Genomic DNA, 18,576 nt, shown 5'->3' on the forward strand with positions numbered 1-18,576 from the left:
CCGCGGCTCTCTACGCGCTTCCGTGGGCGGTGGGGACGGCCGACGACCCCGACCACCGGCCACACGGTCCAGTGCCCCGCCCCAGCGACGCCAGATGGCTGGGACACACCTTCAACGGGTTCGGACCGCCCTGACCCCCGTACGAACGAGGACGTCTCCCCCCGGCCGACGTCACGATCACGGCGCCGACAGGTCCAACACCCCGGCATAAGTCGGCCCCGAGAAGAGGTGGAAGCTCTGCTCGGGGCCTCGGCACAGGAAGGCGAGTTCCCGTGAACCGTGCCTCCATTGTCGCACCCTCCGGTGACGACCGGACGTGCGGCCTCATCGCTCGTCCAGCAGCTGGGTCAGCCCGTGCTGGCCGACCGCACGTAGGACGGGCGCGTCGTCGGACGCGGCGATGAGGACCGCCGCGAAGAGCACCGCCCACCCACGTGCGCGTTCCCACGTCATGGCGTCGGCGTAGCCGGCCCGGGACACCTGCTCACGGAACTCGGCGCGCCCCGGTGCGTCGAAGGTCAGCCACGCCGTCGCGAGGTCGGTCGCCGGATCACCGGACGTCATGTCGCCGAAGTCGATCACCGCCGACAGAGCGAGGTCGTCTCCCCCGTCGGTGACGAGCACGTTCGCGGGATGGAGGTCGCCGTGGAGCCACAGCGGCGGCCCCTCCCAAACAGGCGCCGCCACCGCCGTTTCCCAGAGGCTCAGCAGCTCCCCCGCGTACGGCACGTGTCCGGTTGCGACGCGCTCCCGCATCCCCTCGTCGCGGGCGGCGAGCGGAACGCCTCGGTACGGGTTGCGCGGCGCGTCCTCCGGAGCCGGTCGGTGCAGTGCGGTCACGACGTCGGCGAGCGGCCGCGCCACCGTGCGGCGGTCGACCACCGGAGTCTCCCCCAGCATGCGTCCGTCGAACCAGGCGACGATGCTCCACGCCCACGGGTATTCCGGCCCGCGCGTGCCGTCGCTCGGCAGCCCGGTGCGTACGGGCTCGGGGACGGGGACCGGGAGGTGCGGCGCGAGGATCGGCAGCCAGTCCTGCTCGTGGCGGACGAGGTCCGCGGCGAGTGCCCGCCGAGGCACCCGGAGCGCGAGCTCATCACCGAGCCGCAGCACCACGTTGTCCCACCCGTTCGCGACGAGTCGGATCGGGAGGTCGGCGAGATCGGGATGCTGAGCCTCGAGGAGCCCTCGGACGAGCGGTATCGTCACGTCGATCTCGGCGGCAGGCATGGGCGGCACCGCTCGATGCTAGTGCGATGCAAGAACTCGGCCCGGCTGAACCGCCTTTGCGATCATGCGGGGGTGGACCGGTCGGTACCGTCCCCCACGATCGCGCTCGTCGTTCGTGACCGCGAGCGCAGGCTGCTTAGCGCCCTCCTCGACGAGACCGAGGCGGGACGCGCGTGCACCGTGCTCGTGCACGGTGAGGCGGGAGTGGGCAAGACATCGCTCGTCCGTGCTGTCACCGAAGCCCGCACCGAGGGTGTCGCCCTGTACGGAGCGGGTCTGCCGTTGTCGAGCCTGACGGTGCCGCTGCTCGCCATCCGGTCTCTGGTGCGCGAGCTGCCCGACGACGTCCCGCCCCTCGATCTGCCCAACGGCCATGACGCCGCCGACGCTCTGGTGGGTATCGATGCCTGGCTCGACAGGCTCGCGGAGACACGCCCCGTCGCACTTGTGGTCGACGACCTCCACTGGGCAGACCAGACGTCGCTGGACGTGCTGCAGTACGTCGTCGCCGGGCCGGAGCGCCGTCGGTTGTCGATCATGGCCACGGTCCGTTCCGGGGCGGTGACCGATGAACACCCGCTCACGCGCTGGCTCGCCGACGTGCGTCGACTGCCGCGTGTCGAGGAGATCGAGCTCGCACCGCTCGACCGGGCGTCCACCCTCGACCAGCTCACCAGCCTCCTCGGGGAGACGCCCCACGGCTCTCTCGTCGGCGAGGTGTACGCCCGGGCCGGTGGGAACCCCTACTTCACCCGCCTCCTAGCGACCGGTCTACGCAGCGACGCTCGTCACCTGCCCACCGCGATGCCGGGATCGTTGCACGACGCGCTCCTGCGAACCTCCTCCACGCTCTCGGCGTCGGCGAGACGCGGGACCCAGACCCTCGCCGTCGGTGGCCATCCGGCGACCTACGACGAGCTTGATGACGTCGCCCCGGATCTCCGGTGGGACGAGATCGTGCCCGAGGCCGTCGCCGCTGGGGTCGTCGACGCACTTCCAGCTGGGCGGTTCTGGATCCACCACCCGCTCCTCGCCGAGACCATGGAGGCAGAGATGCCCGGGCGGGAGCGACGTGCCCGGCACCGCGCCTTCGCGCAGTGGTGGGAGCGACAACCGCCGTTGCACGAGGAGACGGCCGAAGCCGCACGCGTCGCTCTGGTGGCCGACCACTACTTCCAGGCCCAGGACACCGATCACGCCCGGACCTGGGCGCTGCGTGCGGCAGAGGCCGCCGAGTCGGCGGGCGCCTGGTCGGAGGCACATCGTCTGCTCGAGCGAGAGCTCACACACGACTCGTCGGACGGACGCGACGACACGCGGCTCGGCCTCCTTCACCGCGCCCGGGCCGCCGCCGAGATGTCCGGAGACCTCGACGCCGAGCTCGCCCTGGTCGACGAGCTGATGACGTGCGTGGACCCAGCGACCGACCCGCTCGCCGTGGCCGACCTGATCGTGCGGCGCGCCAGCGTCCGCCACCTGACGGGCCGGACGTACGTCGACGACGACGCACTGGAGGCCGCCGAGACGCTCGCCCGCTCACAGCCTCCGTCGGCCACGCTGGTGCGAACGCTTGCGTGGAGCGCGATGCATGGTGACTGGGAGCCCGCCAAGTGCGCCGCGCTCAGTGAGGAAGCCGTCATGATCGCCCAGGAGATCGGCGCCGCCGTCGGCATGGCGCTCACGGCCAAGTCCGTGACGGCCTTCGTCGGTGACGACGCCACGGCATCGATCGCCTGCGCAGGTGAGGCAGTTGCCGCAAGCATGCGCGAAGGCGACTGGCCATCGGCGGCGAGGAGTGCGGAGTACCGCACCTGCGCCGGCGACTCGGCCTGGTCACCCTGGTTCGCCGAGCAGATCGCGCGCGACCGCGAGCACCTCGCCGCTTCCGGCGCACCGCGGCACGAGATCGTGCTCTTCGACATCCTCGAAGCCGATGCTCGCCTCTGGATCGGCGAGTGGGAGGAGTGCGTGGCGATTCTCCGCTCCTGCATGGCGACGCGCCTGCAGCCGATGTGGGACGCCGGCGGGCGTCTGTCGCTCGCCCATCTCGCGGCGGGGCAAGGGCGCCACGAGGAGGCAGCGTCGCACCTGGCGCGAGCCGAGGAGCTCGTTGTCGACACGCAGAGCTTCTACGAGCTCGAGTTCGACGCGGTCCGGGCGCTGGTAGCGCTCGCCGCTGCCGATCCTGAGGCTGCCTACTCCCACGCGGTCGCGGGTCTGGGGTTCGACACGCTTCCGCCGTCCATGATCGAGTACCTGCTCCCGCTGGCGGTGCGGGCTCTCGCCGACCAGATCGAGCGACGTCGAGCCGCCGGGGAGGGCACCGACGACCTGCTGCGCATGCTCACCGAGCTCGCTGCGACTCACCGCCACATCGTCCTGGACATCGGTGAGATGCAGCCGTGGGTGGCAGCCCAGATCGAAGCGATCCAGGTGCTCTACCGTGCCGAGCTCGCACGCGCGATGTCGAGCCCGGACGCGCCCCTGCTCTGGCGTGTCACCACGGTCCGCGCCCGCCGCGCGCACCTGCGCTGGGACGAGGCGTACGCGGGATGGCGCTGGGCCGAAGCGCTGCTGCGCTCCGGCGATCACGGACGTGAGACCAACGGGATCCTGCGCGACGCCCACGTGCTCGCGAGCCGGCTCGGGGCCGTCCCCGTGATCGACGCCCTCGAACGGCTCGCGGCAAGCGCTCACATCTCGTTGGCGGAGGTGGTGGGCGAGCCCGCCGGGACGTGGGCCGACGGCGCCCTTCCCGGCCTCACCCCACGCGAGAACGAGATCGTGGCGCACCTGGTCGCCGGGCGGACGTACGCGGAGATCGCTGATGCGCTCGTCATCAGCGAGAAGACGGTGAGCTCCCACGTGTCGAACATCTTGCGCAAGAGCGGGGCGAAGAACCGCGTCGAGCTCGCGGTGCTGGCCCAGCACCGGGTGGGCCCCTGACCGTCAGCGACTGGCACCCTGCTCTGGCACCGTCTGAGGTGCCGGAGCGGCTCCGGCCAGGTGGTCGCACCGCACGAGCCGATCTCCGACACGTTCGATCTCGCATTTGCTGTCGTCCAGCGAGGGTGAGACCGTCGCGGCGGGAGCATCGTCGGCGTACGGGCCGTCCTCCGGGACTGGCTTCGCGTGCGTGGGTTGCGTACCGGCGAGCACCAGGGCGAGGGTCGCGGCAACAGCAAAGATGCTGCGGTGTGGGTGGCGAGCTGTGTTCACGGGATCCTCCTGCGATGTGGATTCCACCGTCGAACGCGCGAACGCCGGTGAGCATCGGGGAGCACCCCTCAGATCTCTGCATCCGATCCCTCAGAGCATGACCCCCGTCTCACGGGTGAACTTCGCTGGACCGGTGCCGCCGCCGCACGCCATCCTTGTCCGTATGAGCGACGACCCCGCAACAACGGCCGCCAGCGGGGTCATCTACGGCAAGCGGGCCGCGCACCGTCCGCCGAGTGCGCCGGGTCCCGAGTGGCCGTATCCGACCTGTGTCCGGTTCTGCGCGATGCCCCACGAGGTCGGAGCACCGTGCCGCTCGTTCGGCGACGACGTCTTCCTCAGCCTTCGCGGGGTCGACCCGAAGACCGGCGAGCCGGTGTTCGTCCTCGTCTTCCCCGAGCACCCGGACTCGCCCGAGGTCGTGCTGACCGCCTACCAGGCGTCGGTCCTCGCTGCCGAGCTCTCACCGGAGAGCCTCCGCTAGCTCCGCGTCGGCGTCAGTCAGTGCGTGTGCGGCTCGAGGGGGACCGTCGGCGACGACGGGTCGCCGCCACCCACGCCGTACGAGAGGGCGAGGGTCAGAAGGCCCAGGGCGACGACGACGAGCGTGCCGTCGCCTCGAGGGACGTTGCTGCCGCGCCTCCGCTCGAGCACCCCCAGCACAGTGGCCACGGCCATGGCGACAAGGCCGTGGCCGATCATCACCGCCGTCATGAGGACGCAGCAGGTCGCGACGCACCGCCGCCCCGTCGCGACGCCGTAGCGGACACAGTCGCGGTCCGCCCTCCATCCGCTCACCGCCAACGGCATCGTCATCGCGCACTGGCGGAGGAGGCGTCGCCGCGACGGGGCTGCGTACGCCGCGGCGGCGACCGCGAAGCCCACCACGATCGCGGGGCGCCATCCCACGAACGTGACGAGCAGGCCGCCGAGGACGACAGACGCGGTCGCGACCGCCGTCCAAACGGCGAGATAGCCGGTCAGGTAGCCCGCCGCAGCCCGGTAGCGCCGCGACCAGAGGCTGGACTGGGCGACGAAGGCGACCTGCGGAAGGACGAACGGCACCATCATCGCCACCACCATCACCGCCGCATGCCCGATCGCGTGCAGCGGCGGGTGGACCTCGGGCGAGCCGAAGAAGCGTCCGGGATCGGCGAGCGCGAGCCACGCAAGTACAACCCAGGCCGATGCCGCGAGCACCACGGCGCACCACTCGGGGTGGTACCAGTGCGTCCGTACGACGAACGTCGCGCCGCTCATGCGTGGACCATGCTCATGCGTAGAAGAGGCTGACCCGGCCGACCGCGACGTCACCCGACGGGACGTTGCCAGTGGCGTCGGGGATCGGCGTGAACGAGACGTCAAGCTTCTTGGGGTCCCACTGCCCCGCCGCCGCCAGCGCCTTCACGATCCGGGTGATCTCGAACGTGGCGTTCTTCCCGCTGCCGCTGTGGGTGTCGGACTTCGTGGAGGACTCGATCACCCCGAACATCGAGAGCAGACCCGCCTTGCGGTCGGGGAAGTCTCGCGGCGATGCCCCCGGGGGTACGTTCACGTGAACGACGACCGATCCCGCACCGAGCCGGGTCGCGGTGACGTTCTCCAGGCGGAGGAAGACACGCGAGCCTGGGGGGACTCCCCCCGACTCCTCGATCAGCCGCGCGACCGGACCCCTCGGGGCGTTCACGTCCACGCGCGCCGAGGAGGGTCGTGAACCCACCTGTACGGGCCCGCTGGACGCACCGACCATCTCCGGCGGCCGTTCCTCCTGCTCGGCAACGGGCTGCGGCACCTCGTCGAACCGTTCGGCGAGCGCTTCGCGGGCGGCGGCAGCGGGCATGTCCGCGTACCGGTATCCCAACGGCGGCCGGCGGGGGTCGATCACCTGTGCCGTGGTCAACGTCGTGGTGGTGGTGCCGGACCCGAACACCCATCGGGCGTCTCGCCAGTCGTTCCGGGTCGGGTTGCGGTTGTTGCCTCGGCGCAGCCACGCCTCCCAGAGCCGGTCGATGTTGGCGTGGTGGAGCCAGAAGAGCGGATCGCGGCCCGCGGTCTCGAAACGTGCCATGAGTCCTCGGGGCGCCGAACCACCGACGGCCATGTGGACACCGCCGTGGGGTGAGTCCTCCAGCGCACCGGAACCGGGACCACCGGCGTGGGTGCCCACGGGTGCCGACCGCCCGCCGAACCCTGGCGAGAACGGCCCGGTGAACTGGTTGGTCTCCATGGCGCTGGTGAGCTCGACGGCGTCCGCAGCCATCGCTGCCCCTCCGTTGATCCCGGGTGCACGCTGGGACACGAGCAGCGGGTTGGGCTGGTTGTCGGGCGTCCGGGCGTCACGAAATGCCGGGGGGATCCTGCGGACGTCCGAACGGGACTGGTCGCTGTAGTTCCAGAACGGCAGCGCCCAGCCCTGCGGACCACCGAGGCGGGTGATCTCGTCTCGCACGATCCGCTCGAAGTGGTGGAGGTAGACGCGGTGCCACGGCAGGAAGTGCCAGCTCTCGTGCTCACAGGCGTTCCAGCGCGCACCGGACGGCCAGGACGACCGGTCGATGTCGGTGCCGTGCGTCTCGGCGAGGTGACGCCAGCAGCGCGGGTCGGCGAACGTCGTACCGTCCCTGGCCTGGAGCGCGGTGATCGCGCGGGCGTACCAGAGGATGGTGGGGTGCCACCGGTCGGCCGCGCTGAGAGTCCAGACGTCTTCACGGACTCGTACGCCCGGCGTGGGCATGGGTGTCGGGGTGGGCACAGGTGTCGGGGTGGGCACAGGTGCGGGGCCGGGTACTGGCGCCGGGCCCGGCGCGAGCTTCTCGAGCTCCGGCCACGTCTTCGGTCCGATCACCCCGTCACGGACCAGGCCGCGACACGCCTGGAACATCTTCGTCGCGAGCTCCGTCCCCTGCCCGAACCGGCAGTCGACGACGAGCGGATCCTGGCCGATCGCCGTGAGCTGCGGCTGCAGCGACGCGATGTACTGACGCGTCGCCTGGCTGGTGTCGGTGCACCCCGGGGTGCCGGAGCGCCACGCCGCCAGGAACCGGTTGAGGAGGTGCTGCGCGTAGCCGACCGCGGGGTTGCGCGCCTTCGAGGCCGAGGTGCTGCGGTGGATGAGCGGCCGCGGCCCGACCGGGGCTGCCGGCGGCCCGTCACCCGGCGCGCCCCGGTGCGCGCCCCAGGTCTCGGCCTCCGTGGTGGGGTCTTCTCCCCACTCGGTCTCGCCCCACTCCGTCTCGCCCCACTCGGTCTGGGTCGACGACACGGCCTCTGCTCCACCCTCGGTCCGGAACGGGCTCTCGTCGAACCACTCCTGCGTGCCCGCATCGGTCTCGGTCTGCCACGGCACCTCGTCCTCGAGCATGGTTCACCCCGTCATCGCTTGGTCAGCGGCCGCGGCGCGGCGACGACCTGGATCGGTGTCGGGCGTTCCTTGAGGTTGCGCCCGCTCGCAGCCGCCCACTCGGTGATCACGCGACGCACCTCGGTGCCCAGCGGGACCGCGCCGGGCGGCAACGGTGGCAGGGCCGGCGGCACCGTGCTCTGATACAGCAACCATGCGGTGCCGCTGTCGGTCACCCAGCCGGCCTCGAGCGCACGCAGCACCAGGGACAGCTCCTGGGCCATCGCGAAGAACGAGTTCGCCCGCGAGTGCGGTGTCAGCCCGACCCGCTCGCCGATCACCCGGAGCCGGTCGGCCGCGCTCGTCGCCTGAGCCCGCAGGTCCACCACGACCGGAGTGTTGGAGCCGAGCGTCAGCTCCACCCATCCCATCGCGGTCGTCGCCGCGAGCTCCTCGCGGCTCAGCAGCGCGTTCTGGCGGCGGGAGCGCAGCATGAACCCGATCTGCTCGGCGAGCCGATAGATCCGGTCGTCGTCGGTGGTGTTGCCAGCGACCAGGTTCCGCACGTTCTCGATCGCGCGCCACAGCTCGTACAGCAGCTCCTCGAGCAGCGCGACGAACGTCCGGTTCGAGGCCTCGGCCTTCTCGTACGGGTACGGCGCGTTGGCGTCGGTACCGTGGGCGAGGTCCATGCCGAACATCCGGTAGTACGCGTTGCGGCGTACGGCTTCGGCGTCGGGACGCACGGCGCTCGTCGACAGCCACGCGGCCACGGGGTTGTGGGCGCCGAACAACAAGGTCTCGGTCGCGTCCAGCCAGCGCTGCGTCGACACCGAGGGGATGCCGAGCCCTTCGCCACCACGGAACGCACGCACGACACGCGCCAGGATGTGGGCGGCACGGGTGTTCTCGATCGCGTAGGCATAGATCAGGTGGTCCCACGCCGGCTGCGACGGCATCGCGACGCCGCCGAACGCCCCCTGGTTGAAGAGCGCGACGCGCGCGGGGCCGGCCGGGGGCGGGTTCGGTGCCCACGGGTTGGCCGCGTCGAGGACCTGCTCCATGCGCCAGACGAGGTCGAGCGGGTCCGCGGTGATGACCTGGGCCTCCGCGGCGGGACCGCCGCCGAGCTGCTGGACGAGCTGCGTGATCATGCCACCTGCTCCTCGTAGTACGGGCCGGTGACCACCGGCCGGGCCTGACCGATGAACGAGACGGGGAGCTCGTAGTCCGTGGCCAGCTGCTGGAAGTTGGAGTCCCGGTCCCCGCCGAGCGAGTCCCGGATGACGGCGAGTGCCTCACCGACCCCGGGATCGAGCTCGAGGGCGGTGGACGGCGGGACGATGCTGCGCAGCGGTCCCATCACCTCCGCGATCTCGGCAAGGCCGACCGCGAGGCCGTCGAGCCCGGCGATCCCGCCGAGCGTCGTCCACACCTTGGCGAACTCCCGCGACGAGCTGTGCTGCATCGCCTCGACAGCCTCGAGCAGCTCCTCCGTGCGCTCCTCGATCGTCTCCATCGACGACGCCAGCGACCTGGTCGTCGGGTTCGCGCTCGTCTTCTTCGCCACGTCTGCCACCTCCGCTAGGCGCCGCTCACGCGGCGACGCTCCGTTGTCCGGTCATCCAGGTCCTCGCCCGCGAGATCCACTCGCCGGCCCTCTCAGGGTTCTCGGCCTCCCGCAGCCCGGCGAGGGCGATCAGCCGGATGCCCTCCGTCCCGCGCCAGTGCGGCGAGGTCCACAGCGCGGGTCCTGCGCTCCGCTCCAGCTCCGCGAGCGCCGACGGCGACACCCGCTGGGGGTCGACCAGCGCACTGACCGGCCGGTCCCGGAACCCGGGCACCGGGGTGTCGAGGCAGGTCGCGGCGATCGCGTCCAGGCGACGCTGCGAACGCAGGATGAGCGGCACGCTGCTCGCGTCGGCACGGCTCGCCGGATAGGTCGTCATGACCGCCCGCTCGAGCCGGTCCCACGGCCCAGGGCCGTACGCACGCCGACACATCGCGCAGCCCAGCAGGGTTCGCAACCACCCGATCGGGTGCGGATCCCCCAACGGCCACCGGAAGAGCGTCCGCTCGTCGCCGACCACGTCGTGCAGGGCGGCGACGGAGGCGAACCCGGTCAGGACGAACGCGTACACGTCCGCAGCGATCTCGCTGCTCCACGGCTGCCACATCGCCTTCAGGGCGGGATCGTCGGCGAGGGTCTTGCCGAGCGCGTCCGCGAGGGCGGCGTTCCATCCCGCGAGGTGGGCGACCTGGTGCCCCGTCTCGTGGAAGAGCGAGGTGGGACGATAAAGGTTGTGCCGCACGATCTTGACGGCGGCGACGGGGTTGACGGCGCCAGGGGCCCAGAGCCGGATCCCCACCCGGAGGATGCTGGCGCCCAAGCCCTCCCCCAGGTACGTGAGCACTGGGGGAACAGGGAGGCCGAGCGGCCGCAGGACCTGCTCGATGCTCTGGTAGGCGACCGAGTCGAGGAACTGCAGCGTCGTACGGAGATGTGTGCTCGTGCGGGTGTTGACCGCCTGTCCGAAGAAGTCCAGCGTCGTCTCCACCTGGACGTAGCGACGGCGGAACTGCTGCACCGCTGCGTGCGCCTCCGCGAGCCGCCCGGGATCCAGGCGACTGGCCCGGACCGCCGCCGTGGTCGTCCGGCCGTTCTCCAGCAGCTGGTCGACCGTCTGCGCCAGCTGGGTCCGCACCGGCAGGCCGATCGAGCGCTCGAGCGACTCCCACGCGTGCCGTGACGCGAACTCCTCGGCGTCGACGAAGCACTGCGCGGCACCGGTCCAGTGACCGAGCTGACGCTCGAGCTCGTCGGCGATCAGGCGGTGCTCGTTCACGGTTCGACCCTCCCGGGGACGACCGTGACCGTGGCGGGCGCCGCGGGCACCGCCGTCGTCCCGTTGCTGCCGGCGGTCGCAGCCTGTGGCGCCGTCCCGGGCGTCTCACCGGCGTCCGCGTCGTCGGCCGGGCCGGCGACGCCTCGCAGATGCACCTGAACGGTGACTCCGCGAGCCGGGTCCTGGGCGGCCCGCACGAACTCGTTGCCCCGCGTCCGGACGAACTCGGCCAACGCCTTGGCCAGGCCCGCACGCAACCGCCGCTGCGCACGCGACGGCCCTCGCCCACGCCCTCGGCCCCGTCCCCGCGGTGCCGTGGGTCGACGCCGACGCGGACCCCGCGCCGTCGCGAAGGCAGAGCGGAGCAGCGCGCGGAGCAGGGTCGTGCCCCCGCGGCCCGAGGCGACGGCAGCGGCGAGGCGTTGCGCGTCGGCCTCGGAGAAGAACAGCGACAGGCGGACGTCGCCACGTGACTCGTCGCTCCTGACCCTGCCGTCGCTCGGACGGACGGCCTCGGCGGCCGAACCCGGCGTCGCGTCGGGAGCGCCGCTCTGGCCCACAGGCTCGAGACGGAAGAAGCGCTGGCCCACGGAGATGCGGTGGCGCGACGCCAGGAAGCGGACGGGGGCATCGACACCGAGCCGCGGCTCGCGCAGCAGCACCCCCGCGTTGGCGATCGTCAGCGGATGCAGCTGGCTGTGCGCACCTCGGGCGGACGCCGACCCCGCGATCCTCTCGAGTCGCGCGAGGCGCACCAACGTCGTCCCCGGACCTGACTCGTACACGTGCACGCGGAACCGTCCCGGCAGGGCGATCCCCGCTGCTCGCAGCGCGGCAGCCAGCGTGACGCCGCCGAATGTCGTCACGGTCGAGGCGACCGCAGCGGTCACCTCGATCTCGGGCACCCGGGAGAACTTCTTGTAGGCGTAGGCCGTGCGAGCGTGCCGGACGACGAACGACCCGCCGAGCGACGGCGCGATCTGCAGGTCGGGCCGTACGAGCTGGGTGGGGAAGTTCGCTGCCACCGCCTCCTCGAAGGCCTCGGACAGAGCCACCTGGAGGAGGTCCTCGTCCTCGAAGAACGCCGCCGGCTGCTCCGAGAGCCGCCGCACCGTGTCCTCGACCGTCGCAGCGAGCGCCGCGGGGGCAGCCTCCTGCTCGAGATCGCCCGGACGGCCTTGCTCGAGCCCGATCACACGCATGCCCACATCGACGATCGCCGACGACAGGGGGCCGGAGAGCTTCGGCCCGACCCACTGTCCGATGAGCTTGGCGAGGAAACCCGACAGGAAGCCCACCACCTTCGGGCGACCGACGAGCCGGACGCCGAGCCTGAGCGCGGGCAGGATCGCGGGGAGGAACTGGTCGATCGCCGGGGTGAGGTCCTCACCCTCCCGCGCCGAGGCGACGCGGTCGATGAACGCGCTGCGAGCCGCTGCCAGCGACTCGAGCTCGTCGGACGCCGCCGGAGCGGCGCCGCGTTCCTGGTCGTGGCCGAAGCTCTCCCCTTGCTCCAGCGACTCACCACCGAGGACGGACTCCGCCAGAGCCGCGTCGAAGGACTCGGCAAGACTCTCGGGATCTCCCGCGGTCACCGGCGTCGGGGCGAACGACGAGACGAGGAACTCCTCCTCGGCGTCACCCTCGGTCTCGACGAGGTCCTCGGTCTCCTTCTGGGCCAGCCCGAAGCGCCGCGCGAGAGCGCGAGCGGGTTCGTGCAGCGCTGCCGGAAGCTTGTTGATGGCGATCGCGAGGACGCGCTGGAGCAGCGGGCGCACGAGCGCCTTCAGCTTGTTGAGGATGGGGCCGAGCACCGAGAGCGCCGCCTTCCCGATCTTGCCCGCAGTGCTGACCACCGTCTTCACGACGCTCTTGGCCTTCTTGATCAGGCCTCCGATGAACTCCTCGCCCGCTGGAGTGACGTCCAGCTCCCCGACCTCGAAGCGGCCGAGGAGCTCGTCGAGCTGGTCGGGTGCCATCGCCTCGACGTCCAGGTTCTGCAGGTGGTCGGCGAACCGTTGGACGCACCGCTCGGCCTCGGAGCCGATCGGTGCCAGGTGGGCATCGGCGATCTGCTGCCGCTGCAGAGCGAGCTGCTGCGGCTGCTCGGCGACCAGCCCCGTCTCGGCCGCTTCCGCGGTCTCCGCGATGAGCTCGGCAAGAGCCTCGTCGAACTGCTCGTCGTGGATGCTCTCGAAGGCTTCGGCGATGACCTCTGCCGTCTCCCCGTCTCCCTCGGCCTCGCCGGTGAGCAGCTCGGCGAACGGCGTTGTCACCTCGGTCCACGGGAGGAAGCCGAGGGTCGAGGGCAGCGTCTCCAGCGTGGTGGCGTCCTCGGCGAAGGGGGTCTCGACCTCTCCCTCGAGGCGTTCCCCTGCAGCTTGGTCGATCACGGTCATGAGACCCTCCCGGAGCTTGTCGATGCGCGACAACCAGCAGCCTGCAGGGCCGCCGTAGCCGGCGGGGTCTCGCTGTCGTCCCCGCCGCGACGAGGCCCCGTACCCCGCCCTGGTCGGTTCGCGTCCGTGCTGCGTCCCTGTTTCGTACGCGGCGCGTCCTCGTCGTCGGGCGCAGGCGACAATGCCCGCGAGCGCGAGCCCGGGGGCCCCTATGCTCGTGAGGTCGAACCCACGCCGCCGTCGCCCGGCCCTCGCTCGACTCCGCGGCACGTGGCCCCCGGACGCCTACTCAGGACGTGCCAGGGACCAGGAGCAAACGGTGACCAGCTCGAACGGATCGCGCCGCGTCGGCGTCCTCGGAGGGCTCGGGACACGTCCCCCCGAACGCCTCTCGGGAGCCGGACGGCGGCTGCTCGCCTACGCCGCGGTGAAGGGACCCCGGGTGAATCGGCTCCTCACCGGCACCGACCTCTGGCCAGAGCTGACGGAGGCAAGGGCGCGCGCGAACGTGCGGCGTGCCCTCTGGCAGCTCCCCCGCCGCTGGGTCCGTGCCGACGGCCCCGACCTGGAGCTGGCGGCGAGCGTCGACCTGGGCGAGGCGCGCCGCGTGGCCGACCAGGCCCTGGCCGACGTCGAGGTGGGAGCGGAGGAGGTGGAGATGCTCAAGCACGACCTGCTGCCCGGGTGGTACGAGTCCTGGGTGCTGGACGAGCAGGACCAGTTCCACCTGCACCGTATCCAGGCTCTCGAGGCGGTGTGCAGGACCGCGTCGGCGGCAGGCGCCTACACGTTGGCGACCGGAGCAGGACTTGCCGCCGTCTGTGCGGAGCCGCTGCGCGAGTCGGCGGTGACGGTCCTCGTCCAGGCGCTGGTGACCGAGGGGAACCGCTTCGAGGCCGCGCGACGCTACCGTGCGTACGCGCAACGACTCCGCCACGAGCTCGGCGCCGCTCCGGGTGACGACCTGGTCGCGCTGGTGCGGCCCTTCCTCCGCCGTCGGGCGTGACGGCCGCGTACGACGGCCCCGTCGACCTCTCGCGCGATCGGTCGGTCGGAGTGAGACTGAGGTATGAGGAGATCCGCCGTCGCCATCGCAGGCCTGGCCGCCGCGGCCCTGCTCGTCCCCGAAGCCGGGGCGGGTGCGGAGCGCGAGAGCGGGGCTGCCCCACCGATCGCTCCCAGCACCGCTTCCGCCCGGCCCACGACGGCCCCGGCCCCGGCCGCGGCCCTGAGAGCCGCGCCGATGCGCGTCACCACCGTCCTGCGTGGCCTCGACCATCCCTGGGACATCGCGTTCATCTCTTCTCGGCAGTTCCTGTTCACCGAGCGCGCCCGCCGTACGATCTCGATCGGCACCCTCAGCGGCGGCAAGCGCGTCGTGGGGCGAGCGAGGGGAATCTGGGCGAGCGGGGAGACCGGGCTCATGGCGCTCGAGCTCGCGCCTGACTTCGCCCGTACCGGGGCCTTCTACACCTGCCACGGCTACCGCTCGGGCTCGACGACGGACGTCCGTGTGGCCCGCTGGCGCCTCAACGCCGCCCGCACCCGTGCCCGCCTGGTCACGACGATCGTGCGAGGGCTCCCCGCCACCACCGGACGCCACGGTGGGTGCGCACTGGCCTTCGGCGCGGGCAGGACGCTCTTCATCGGGACCGGTGACGCCGTGGTCGGGCGCAACCCGCAACGGCTCCGGTCCGGGGGCGGGAAGGTCCTCCGCGTCGATGCGCGGACGGGTCGCGGTCTGCGGACGAACCCGTACGCGAAGTCCCGCTACGCGATGAAGCGCCGGGTCTACACCTACGGCCACCGCAACGTGCAGGGCCTCGCACGGCGTGCGGGCCGCATGTGGTCGGTCGAGCAGGGCTCCTCACGCGACGACGAGGTCAACGCACTGTTCCGCAAGGGCAACTACGGGTGGAACCCGGTGCCGGGCTACAACGAGTCCGTCCCCATGACGAATCACCGGCTCCCGGGCAAGCAGCGCAGCGCACGGTGGCGTTCGGGCCGCACGACTCTCGCGACGACGGCTGCCGCCTGGCTGCGGGGGTCGGTCTGGGGCAACCGGGCCGGGCGCGTGCTCGCGGTGACGGCGCTGAAGGCCGAGCAGATCCGCCTGCTGCGGTTCGACAAGCGAGGCCGGCTGCGTGGCCAGTCGGTGGCGCTCCAGGGCCGGTACGGCCGGCTGCGGGCGATCACGGTCGCACCCGGGGGCGCGCTGTACGTGTCGACCTCCAACGGCAACGGAGCCGACCGCATCCTGCGCGTGCTCCCGGGCTAGGCGTCGGGCCCGAGGTCGGCGGGTGCGGCCGTGGACGCCGACCTGCGGAGGTCCGGCTCGAGGTAGATGACCCGGGCGATCGGGACGGCGGCGCGGATCCGAGCCTCCGCACCGTCGATGGCCGCGGCGATGTCGGCGGCGTCCTCCGTGGTGTCGACCTCGATCTTCGCGGCGACCAGCAGCTCCTCCGGGCCCAGGTGGAGGGTACGCAGGTGGATGACCGACGGCACGCCCTCCCCGACGACAGCCGCCTTGATGGCGTCGACGTCCTTGCGGCTCGCCGACTCACCGAGGAGCAGGGACTTGGTCTCGATCGCCAGCACTACGGCGATGGAGACGAGGAGCACCCCGATGCCGGCCGTACCGAGGGCGTCCCAGCGCCCGTCGTCGGTCGTCAGGGTCATGCCGACACCGAAGAGCGCCAGGACCAGGCCGATCAGGGCGCCGAAGTCCTCGAGAAGGACGACCGGGAGCTCCGGCGACTTCGCGTTGCGGATGAACGAGACCCACGACTGGGGCCCGCGGACGGCGTTGGACTCGACGATGGCGGTGCGGAAGGAGAACCCCTCCATCCCGATCGCGGCCAGCAGCACCACGATCGGCACCCACTGCCAGGAGTCGATCGGGTGCGGGTCCTCCCACTTGTGCCAGGCCTCGTACAACGCGAAGAGACCACCGACGGAGAACAGCACGATGGACACGATGAACGCGTAGATGTACCGCTCCCGCCCGTACCCGAACGGATGGCGCTCGTCGGCCCGACGCCGGGCACGCTTGCCTCCGAGGAGCAGCAGCCCCTGGTTGCCGGAGTCGGCGACCGAGTGCACGGACTCGGCGAGCATGGACGAGGCACCGGTGAGGAGGAAGGCGACGAACTTCGTGACCGCGATCCCCAGGTTGGCCGCGAGCGCGGCGACGATCGCCCTGTTGCCCCCGTGTGCCGACACGTCCGTCCTCCTCGAGCCAGGGCCGGAGCCCGCGTGTTCCGCGCCTGGCAGCGTACCGCCGTGAGACCGTGGCCGCCGTACGTCAGCGCGCCCTGCAGAGGCCTCGGCGGTGCGGGATCCCACTGATACGCTCCCAGTGACCTCGGACACACGCATGCCTCAGGAGCCCCCGTGCCGCACTCACCTCGCGTCCACGCGTTCGGTGACGACGTTCTCGGTGACCTGGACGCGACCGGCGTCGCCGAGCTCGTCGCGACCCGTCAGATCAAGCCGCGCGAGGTCGCCGAGGCGGCGCTCGCCCGGGTCGAGGCGGTGTCCGCCCTCGATGCCGTCGAGCACCTCGACGCCGACCGAGCGCTCGACGCGGCCGACCGTGCCGCAGCGGGCGCGTTCGGTGGAGTGCCGACCTTCGTCAAGGACAACGTCGACGTCGCGGGCTGGCCGACGGGCAACGGCTCGGAGGCGTACGCGCCGCGACTCGCCCGCGCCGACAGCGACTTCGTACGGATGTGGTCCGACCAGGGCCTGACCTACCTCGGGAAGTCCCGGCTCCCGGAGTTCGGGTTCAGCGCGACCACCGAGTTCATGACCCGGCCGCCGGTGCGCAACCCGTGGAACCCTGCGTACTCGTCCGGTGCGTCGTCCGGTGGCTCGGCGGCGCTCGTGGCCGCCGGGGCGGTCCCCCTCGCTCACGCGAACGACGGCGGCGGATCCATCCGCATCCCGGCGGCGGCGTGCGGGCTGGTGGGCCTCAAGCCGACCCGTGGTCGCATCACTCCTGACCGCCTCGACGAGACGATGCCGGTCAAGGTGGTGACGCAGGGTGTCGTCACGCGGTCGGTGCGCGACACGGCTCGGTTCTTCGCGGCCGCCGAGCGCACCTACCGCAACCCGCGCCTGCCTGCGGTCCGGCTCGTCGAGGGCCCGGGCACGACCCGACTGCGCATCGGCGTCATCCACGACTCGGTGACGCGGGCCAGCGACCGCGAGACCCACGACGCAACCACCGGGACCGCCGAGCTCCTGGCGTCGCTCGGCCACCACGTCGAGGAGATGCCGCTCCCGATCACGCAGCAGTTCGCCGACGACTTCGCGCTCTACTGGGGGTTCCTCGCCTGGTACCTCACCGTCTCCGGCAAGCGTGGCCTCGGACCCGACTTCGACCCGGCGCTGACGGACAATCTCACCCAGGGCCTCGCCGCGGCGTTCCGCAAGGGTGTCCGCCGGTTCCCCGGAGCGATCTACCGCCTTCGCCGCGCCCAGCACTCCTACCGCGCGCTCTTCGCGACCTACGACGTGCTGCTCTCCCCCGTGCTCTCGCACACGACGCCCAAGCTCGGCTACCTCTCGCCGACGCTGGACTTCGACCGGCTCTTCGCGCGTCTGTATTCCTACGTCGGCTTCACACCGCTCAACAACGTCGCGGGAGGGCCGGCGATCTCGCTGCCTCTCGGGCAGACCCGCTCGGGGCTTCCCATCGGGTCCCACCTGTCCGCCGACCACGGTGACGAACGGACGCTGCTGGAGCTCGCCTACGAGCTCGAGGCAGCGCGTCCCTTCGCCCGCATCCAGGACGCCTGAGACCCCGCGGCCACCGCGTGCGCCGGACGAGCCAACGGCTCTGCCGGGGCCTACGGTGGGATGGTGAAAGCAGCTCGCGCGCTCACCCTCCTCGTCACCGTCCTGGTCGGCGCCCTCGTCGGCTCGCTGCTCGGTGCGGCACCGGCCTCCGCCGCACCGCCCCAGCTCACCGTCTCGGCGCCGGCGAGCGCGTACGCGGGGACGACCGCCACGATCCGCGGCACCACCTCACGGTTGGACGGCGAGATCCTGCTCGAGCGCGGTCGCAACGACGGAGCCTGGGAGAGGCTGGCCGCGACGCGGCCCGCGTCAGACGGCTCGTACGCGGCGGGCGTCTCCGTCGTCCCGGGCGCCCAGCGACTGCGCGTACGTCACGTCACCGTTGAGGGGACCGCGGTTCGCGAGTTCGGTCTCACCGGGACCGCCGCACCGTCTCGACTCGCCCTGTCCGGGCCGGCCAGGCTCACCGACGGCCGTACCGCCACGCTGACGGCCCGCTGGACGACCGGTGACGGTCGCGCGGTGACCGGGACGGCCGCCCTGTGGGGGCGTCGCTCTGGGGAGTCGGCGTGGACACGGCGCGGCTCGGTGGCGGTGCGCGCAGGGTCCGGGAAGGTGCGGGTCAAGCCGCGTGTCGACGTCGCCTACCAGCTGCGCACCGCCCGGACGGCGTACGTCCTGGCGGGAACCTCAGCCACGCACGTCGTCGACAACGTGCCCCCGGGTCGGGTCTTCG

At 71.8% G+C, this 18,576-nt stretch carries 14 protein-coding genes; 6 read left to right on the top strand and 8 right to left on the bottom strand.

The annotated features are described in order from the left end of the window. Positions 1–324: 324 nt before the first annotated feature. Positions 325–1,230, bottom strand: a complete 906-nt coding sequence (locus PV363_RS07055) for an aminoglycoside phosphotransferase family protein (protein WP_301022006.1) — start codon at positions 1,228–1,230, stop codon at positions 325–327. A gap of 72 nt (positions 1,231–1,302) precedes the next feature. Between PV363_RS07055 and PV363_RS07060 the strand changes: the two genes are divergently transcribed. Together PV363_RS07060 and PV363_RS07065 are read left to right on the top strand one after the other, a co-directional pair. Continuing rightward, positions 1,303–4,176, top strand: a complete 2,874-nt coding sequence (locus tag PV363_RS07060; RefSeq protein WP_301022000.1) for a LuxR family transcriptional regulator — start codon at positions 1,303–1,305, stop codon at positions 4,174–4,176. A 436-nt stretch (positions 4,177–4,612) separates the two neighbouring features. Next, entirely contained in the window at positions 4,613–4,933 is a 321-nt protein-coding gene (locus PV363_RS07065; protein WP_220344543.1) for a hypothetical protein, read from the top strand. A gap of 17 nt (positions 4,934–4,950) precedes the next feature. Here the strand turns inward: PV363_RS07065 and PV363_RS07070 are convergent, their stop codons facing one another. The 6 genes from PV363_RS07070 to PV363_RS07095 are packed head-to-tail and all read right to left on the bottom strand — an operon-like array spanning position 4,951 to position 13,034. Continuing rightward, positions 4,951–5,709, bottom strand: a complete 759-nt coding sequence (locus PV363_RS07070; RefSeq protein ID WP_220365694.1) for a DUF2182 domain-containing protein — start codon at positions 5,707–5,709, stop codon at positions 4,951–4,953. A 13-nt stretch (positions 5,710–5,722) separates the two neighbouring features. Beyond that, positions 5,723–7,810 carry a tyrosinase family protein gene (locus PV363_RS07075; RefSeq protein ID WP_301022001.1) on the bottom strand — a complete coding sequence of 696 codons (2,088 nt, stop codon included), beginning with the start codon at positions 7,808–7,810 and terminating at the stop codon, positions 5,723–5,725. An 11-nt stretch (positions 7,811–7,821) separates the two neighbouring features. Then, on the bottom strand, positions 7,822–8,943 hold the full coding sequence (locus tag PV363_RS07080) for a hypothetical protein (RefSeq protein ID WP_220344538.1): 1,122 nt from the start codon (positions 8,941–8,943) through the stop codon (positions 7,822–7,824). Then, a complete protein-coding gene (locus PV363_RS07085; RefSeq protein ID WP_220344535.1) occupies positions 8,940–9,359 on the bottom strand; it encodes a hypothetical protein in 420 nt (139 codons plus the stop codon). The genes PV363_RS07080 and PV363_RS07085 overlap by 4 nt, the downstream gene beginning before the upstream one ends. 25 nt (positions 9,360–9,384) lie before the next feature. Further along, entirely contained in the window at positions 9,385–10,635 is a 1,251-nt protein-coding gene (locus PV363_RS07090; RefSeq protein WP_220344533.1) for a hypothetical protein, read from the bottom strand. Continuing rightward, complete coding sequence (locus tag PV363_RS07095; RefSeq protein WP_301022002.1) at positions 10,632–13,034, bottom strand: hypothetical protein; 2,403 nt, start codon at positions 13,032–13,034, stop codon at positions 10,632–10,634. Before PV363_RS07095 ends, PV363_RS07090 begins: the two co-directional genes overlap by 4 nt. Positions 13,035–13,353: 319 nt before the next feature. Between PV363_RS07095 and PV363_RS07100 the strand changes: the two genes are divergently transcribed. Then, positions 13,354–14,040, top strand: a complete 687-nt coding sequence (locus PV363_RS07100; RefSeq protein ID WP_220344530.1) for a bacterial transcriptional activator domain-containing protein — start codon at positions 13,354–13,356, stop codon at positions 14,038–14,040. A 63-nt stretch (positions 14,041–14,103) separates the two neighbouring features. After that, positions 14,104–15,312: a PQQ-dependent sugar dehydrogenase gene (locus PV363_RS07105; RefSeq protein WP_301022003.1), complete on the top strand. Its 1,209-nt coding sequence runs from the start codon at positions 14,104–14,106 to the stop codon at positions 15,310–15,312. Here PV363_RS07105 and PV363_RS07110 read toward each other — a convergent pair. Next, on the bottom strand, positions 15,309–16,259 hold the full coding sequence (locus PV363_RS07110; protein WP_301022004.1) for a cation diffusion facilitator family transporter: 951 nt from the start codon (positions 16,257–16,259) through the stop codon (positions 15,309–15,311). The genes PV363_RS07105 and PV363_RS07110 overlap by 4 nt on opposite strands. Before the next feature lie 171 nt (positions 16,260–16,430). Here PV363_RS07110 and PV363_RS07115 point away from each other — a divergent pair, with 171 nt between their 5' ends. Continuing rightward, complete coding sequence (locus tag PV363_RS07115) at positions 16,431–17,840, top strand: amidase (protein WP_220344524.1); 1,410 nt, start codon at positions 16,431–16,433, stop codon at positions 17,838–17,840. Between the two features lie 63 nt (positions 17,841–17,903). Then, positions 17,904–18,576, top strand: a 673-nt coding sequence (locus PV363_RS07120) for a hypothetical protein (RefSeq protein WP_301022005.1), incomplete at its 3' end; no start/stop codon positions are given.

Source organism: Mumia sp. (assembly GCF_028803055.1).
Classification (GTDB): domain Bacteria; phylum Actinomycetota; class Actinomycetes; order Propionibacteriales; family Nocardioidaceae; genus Mumia.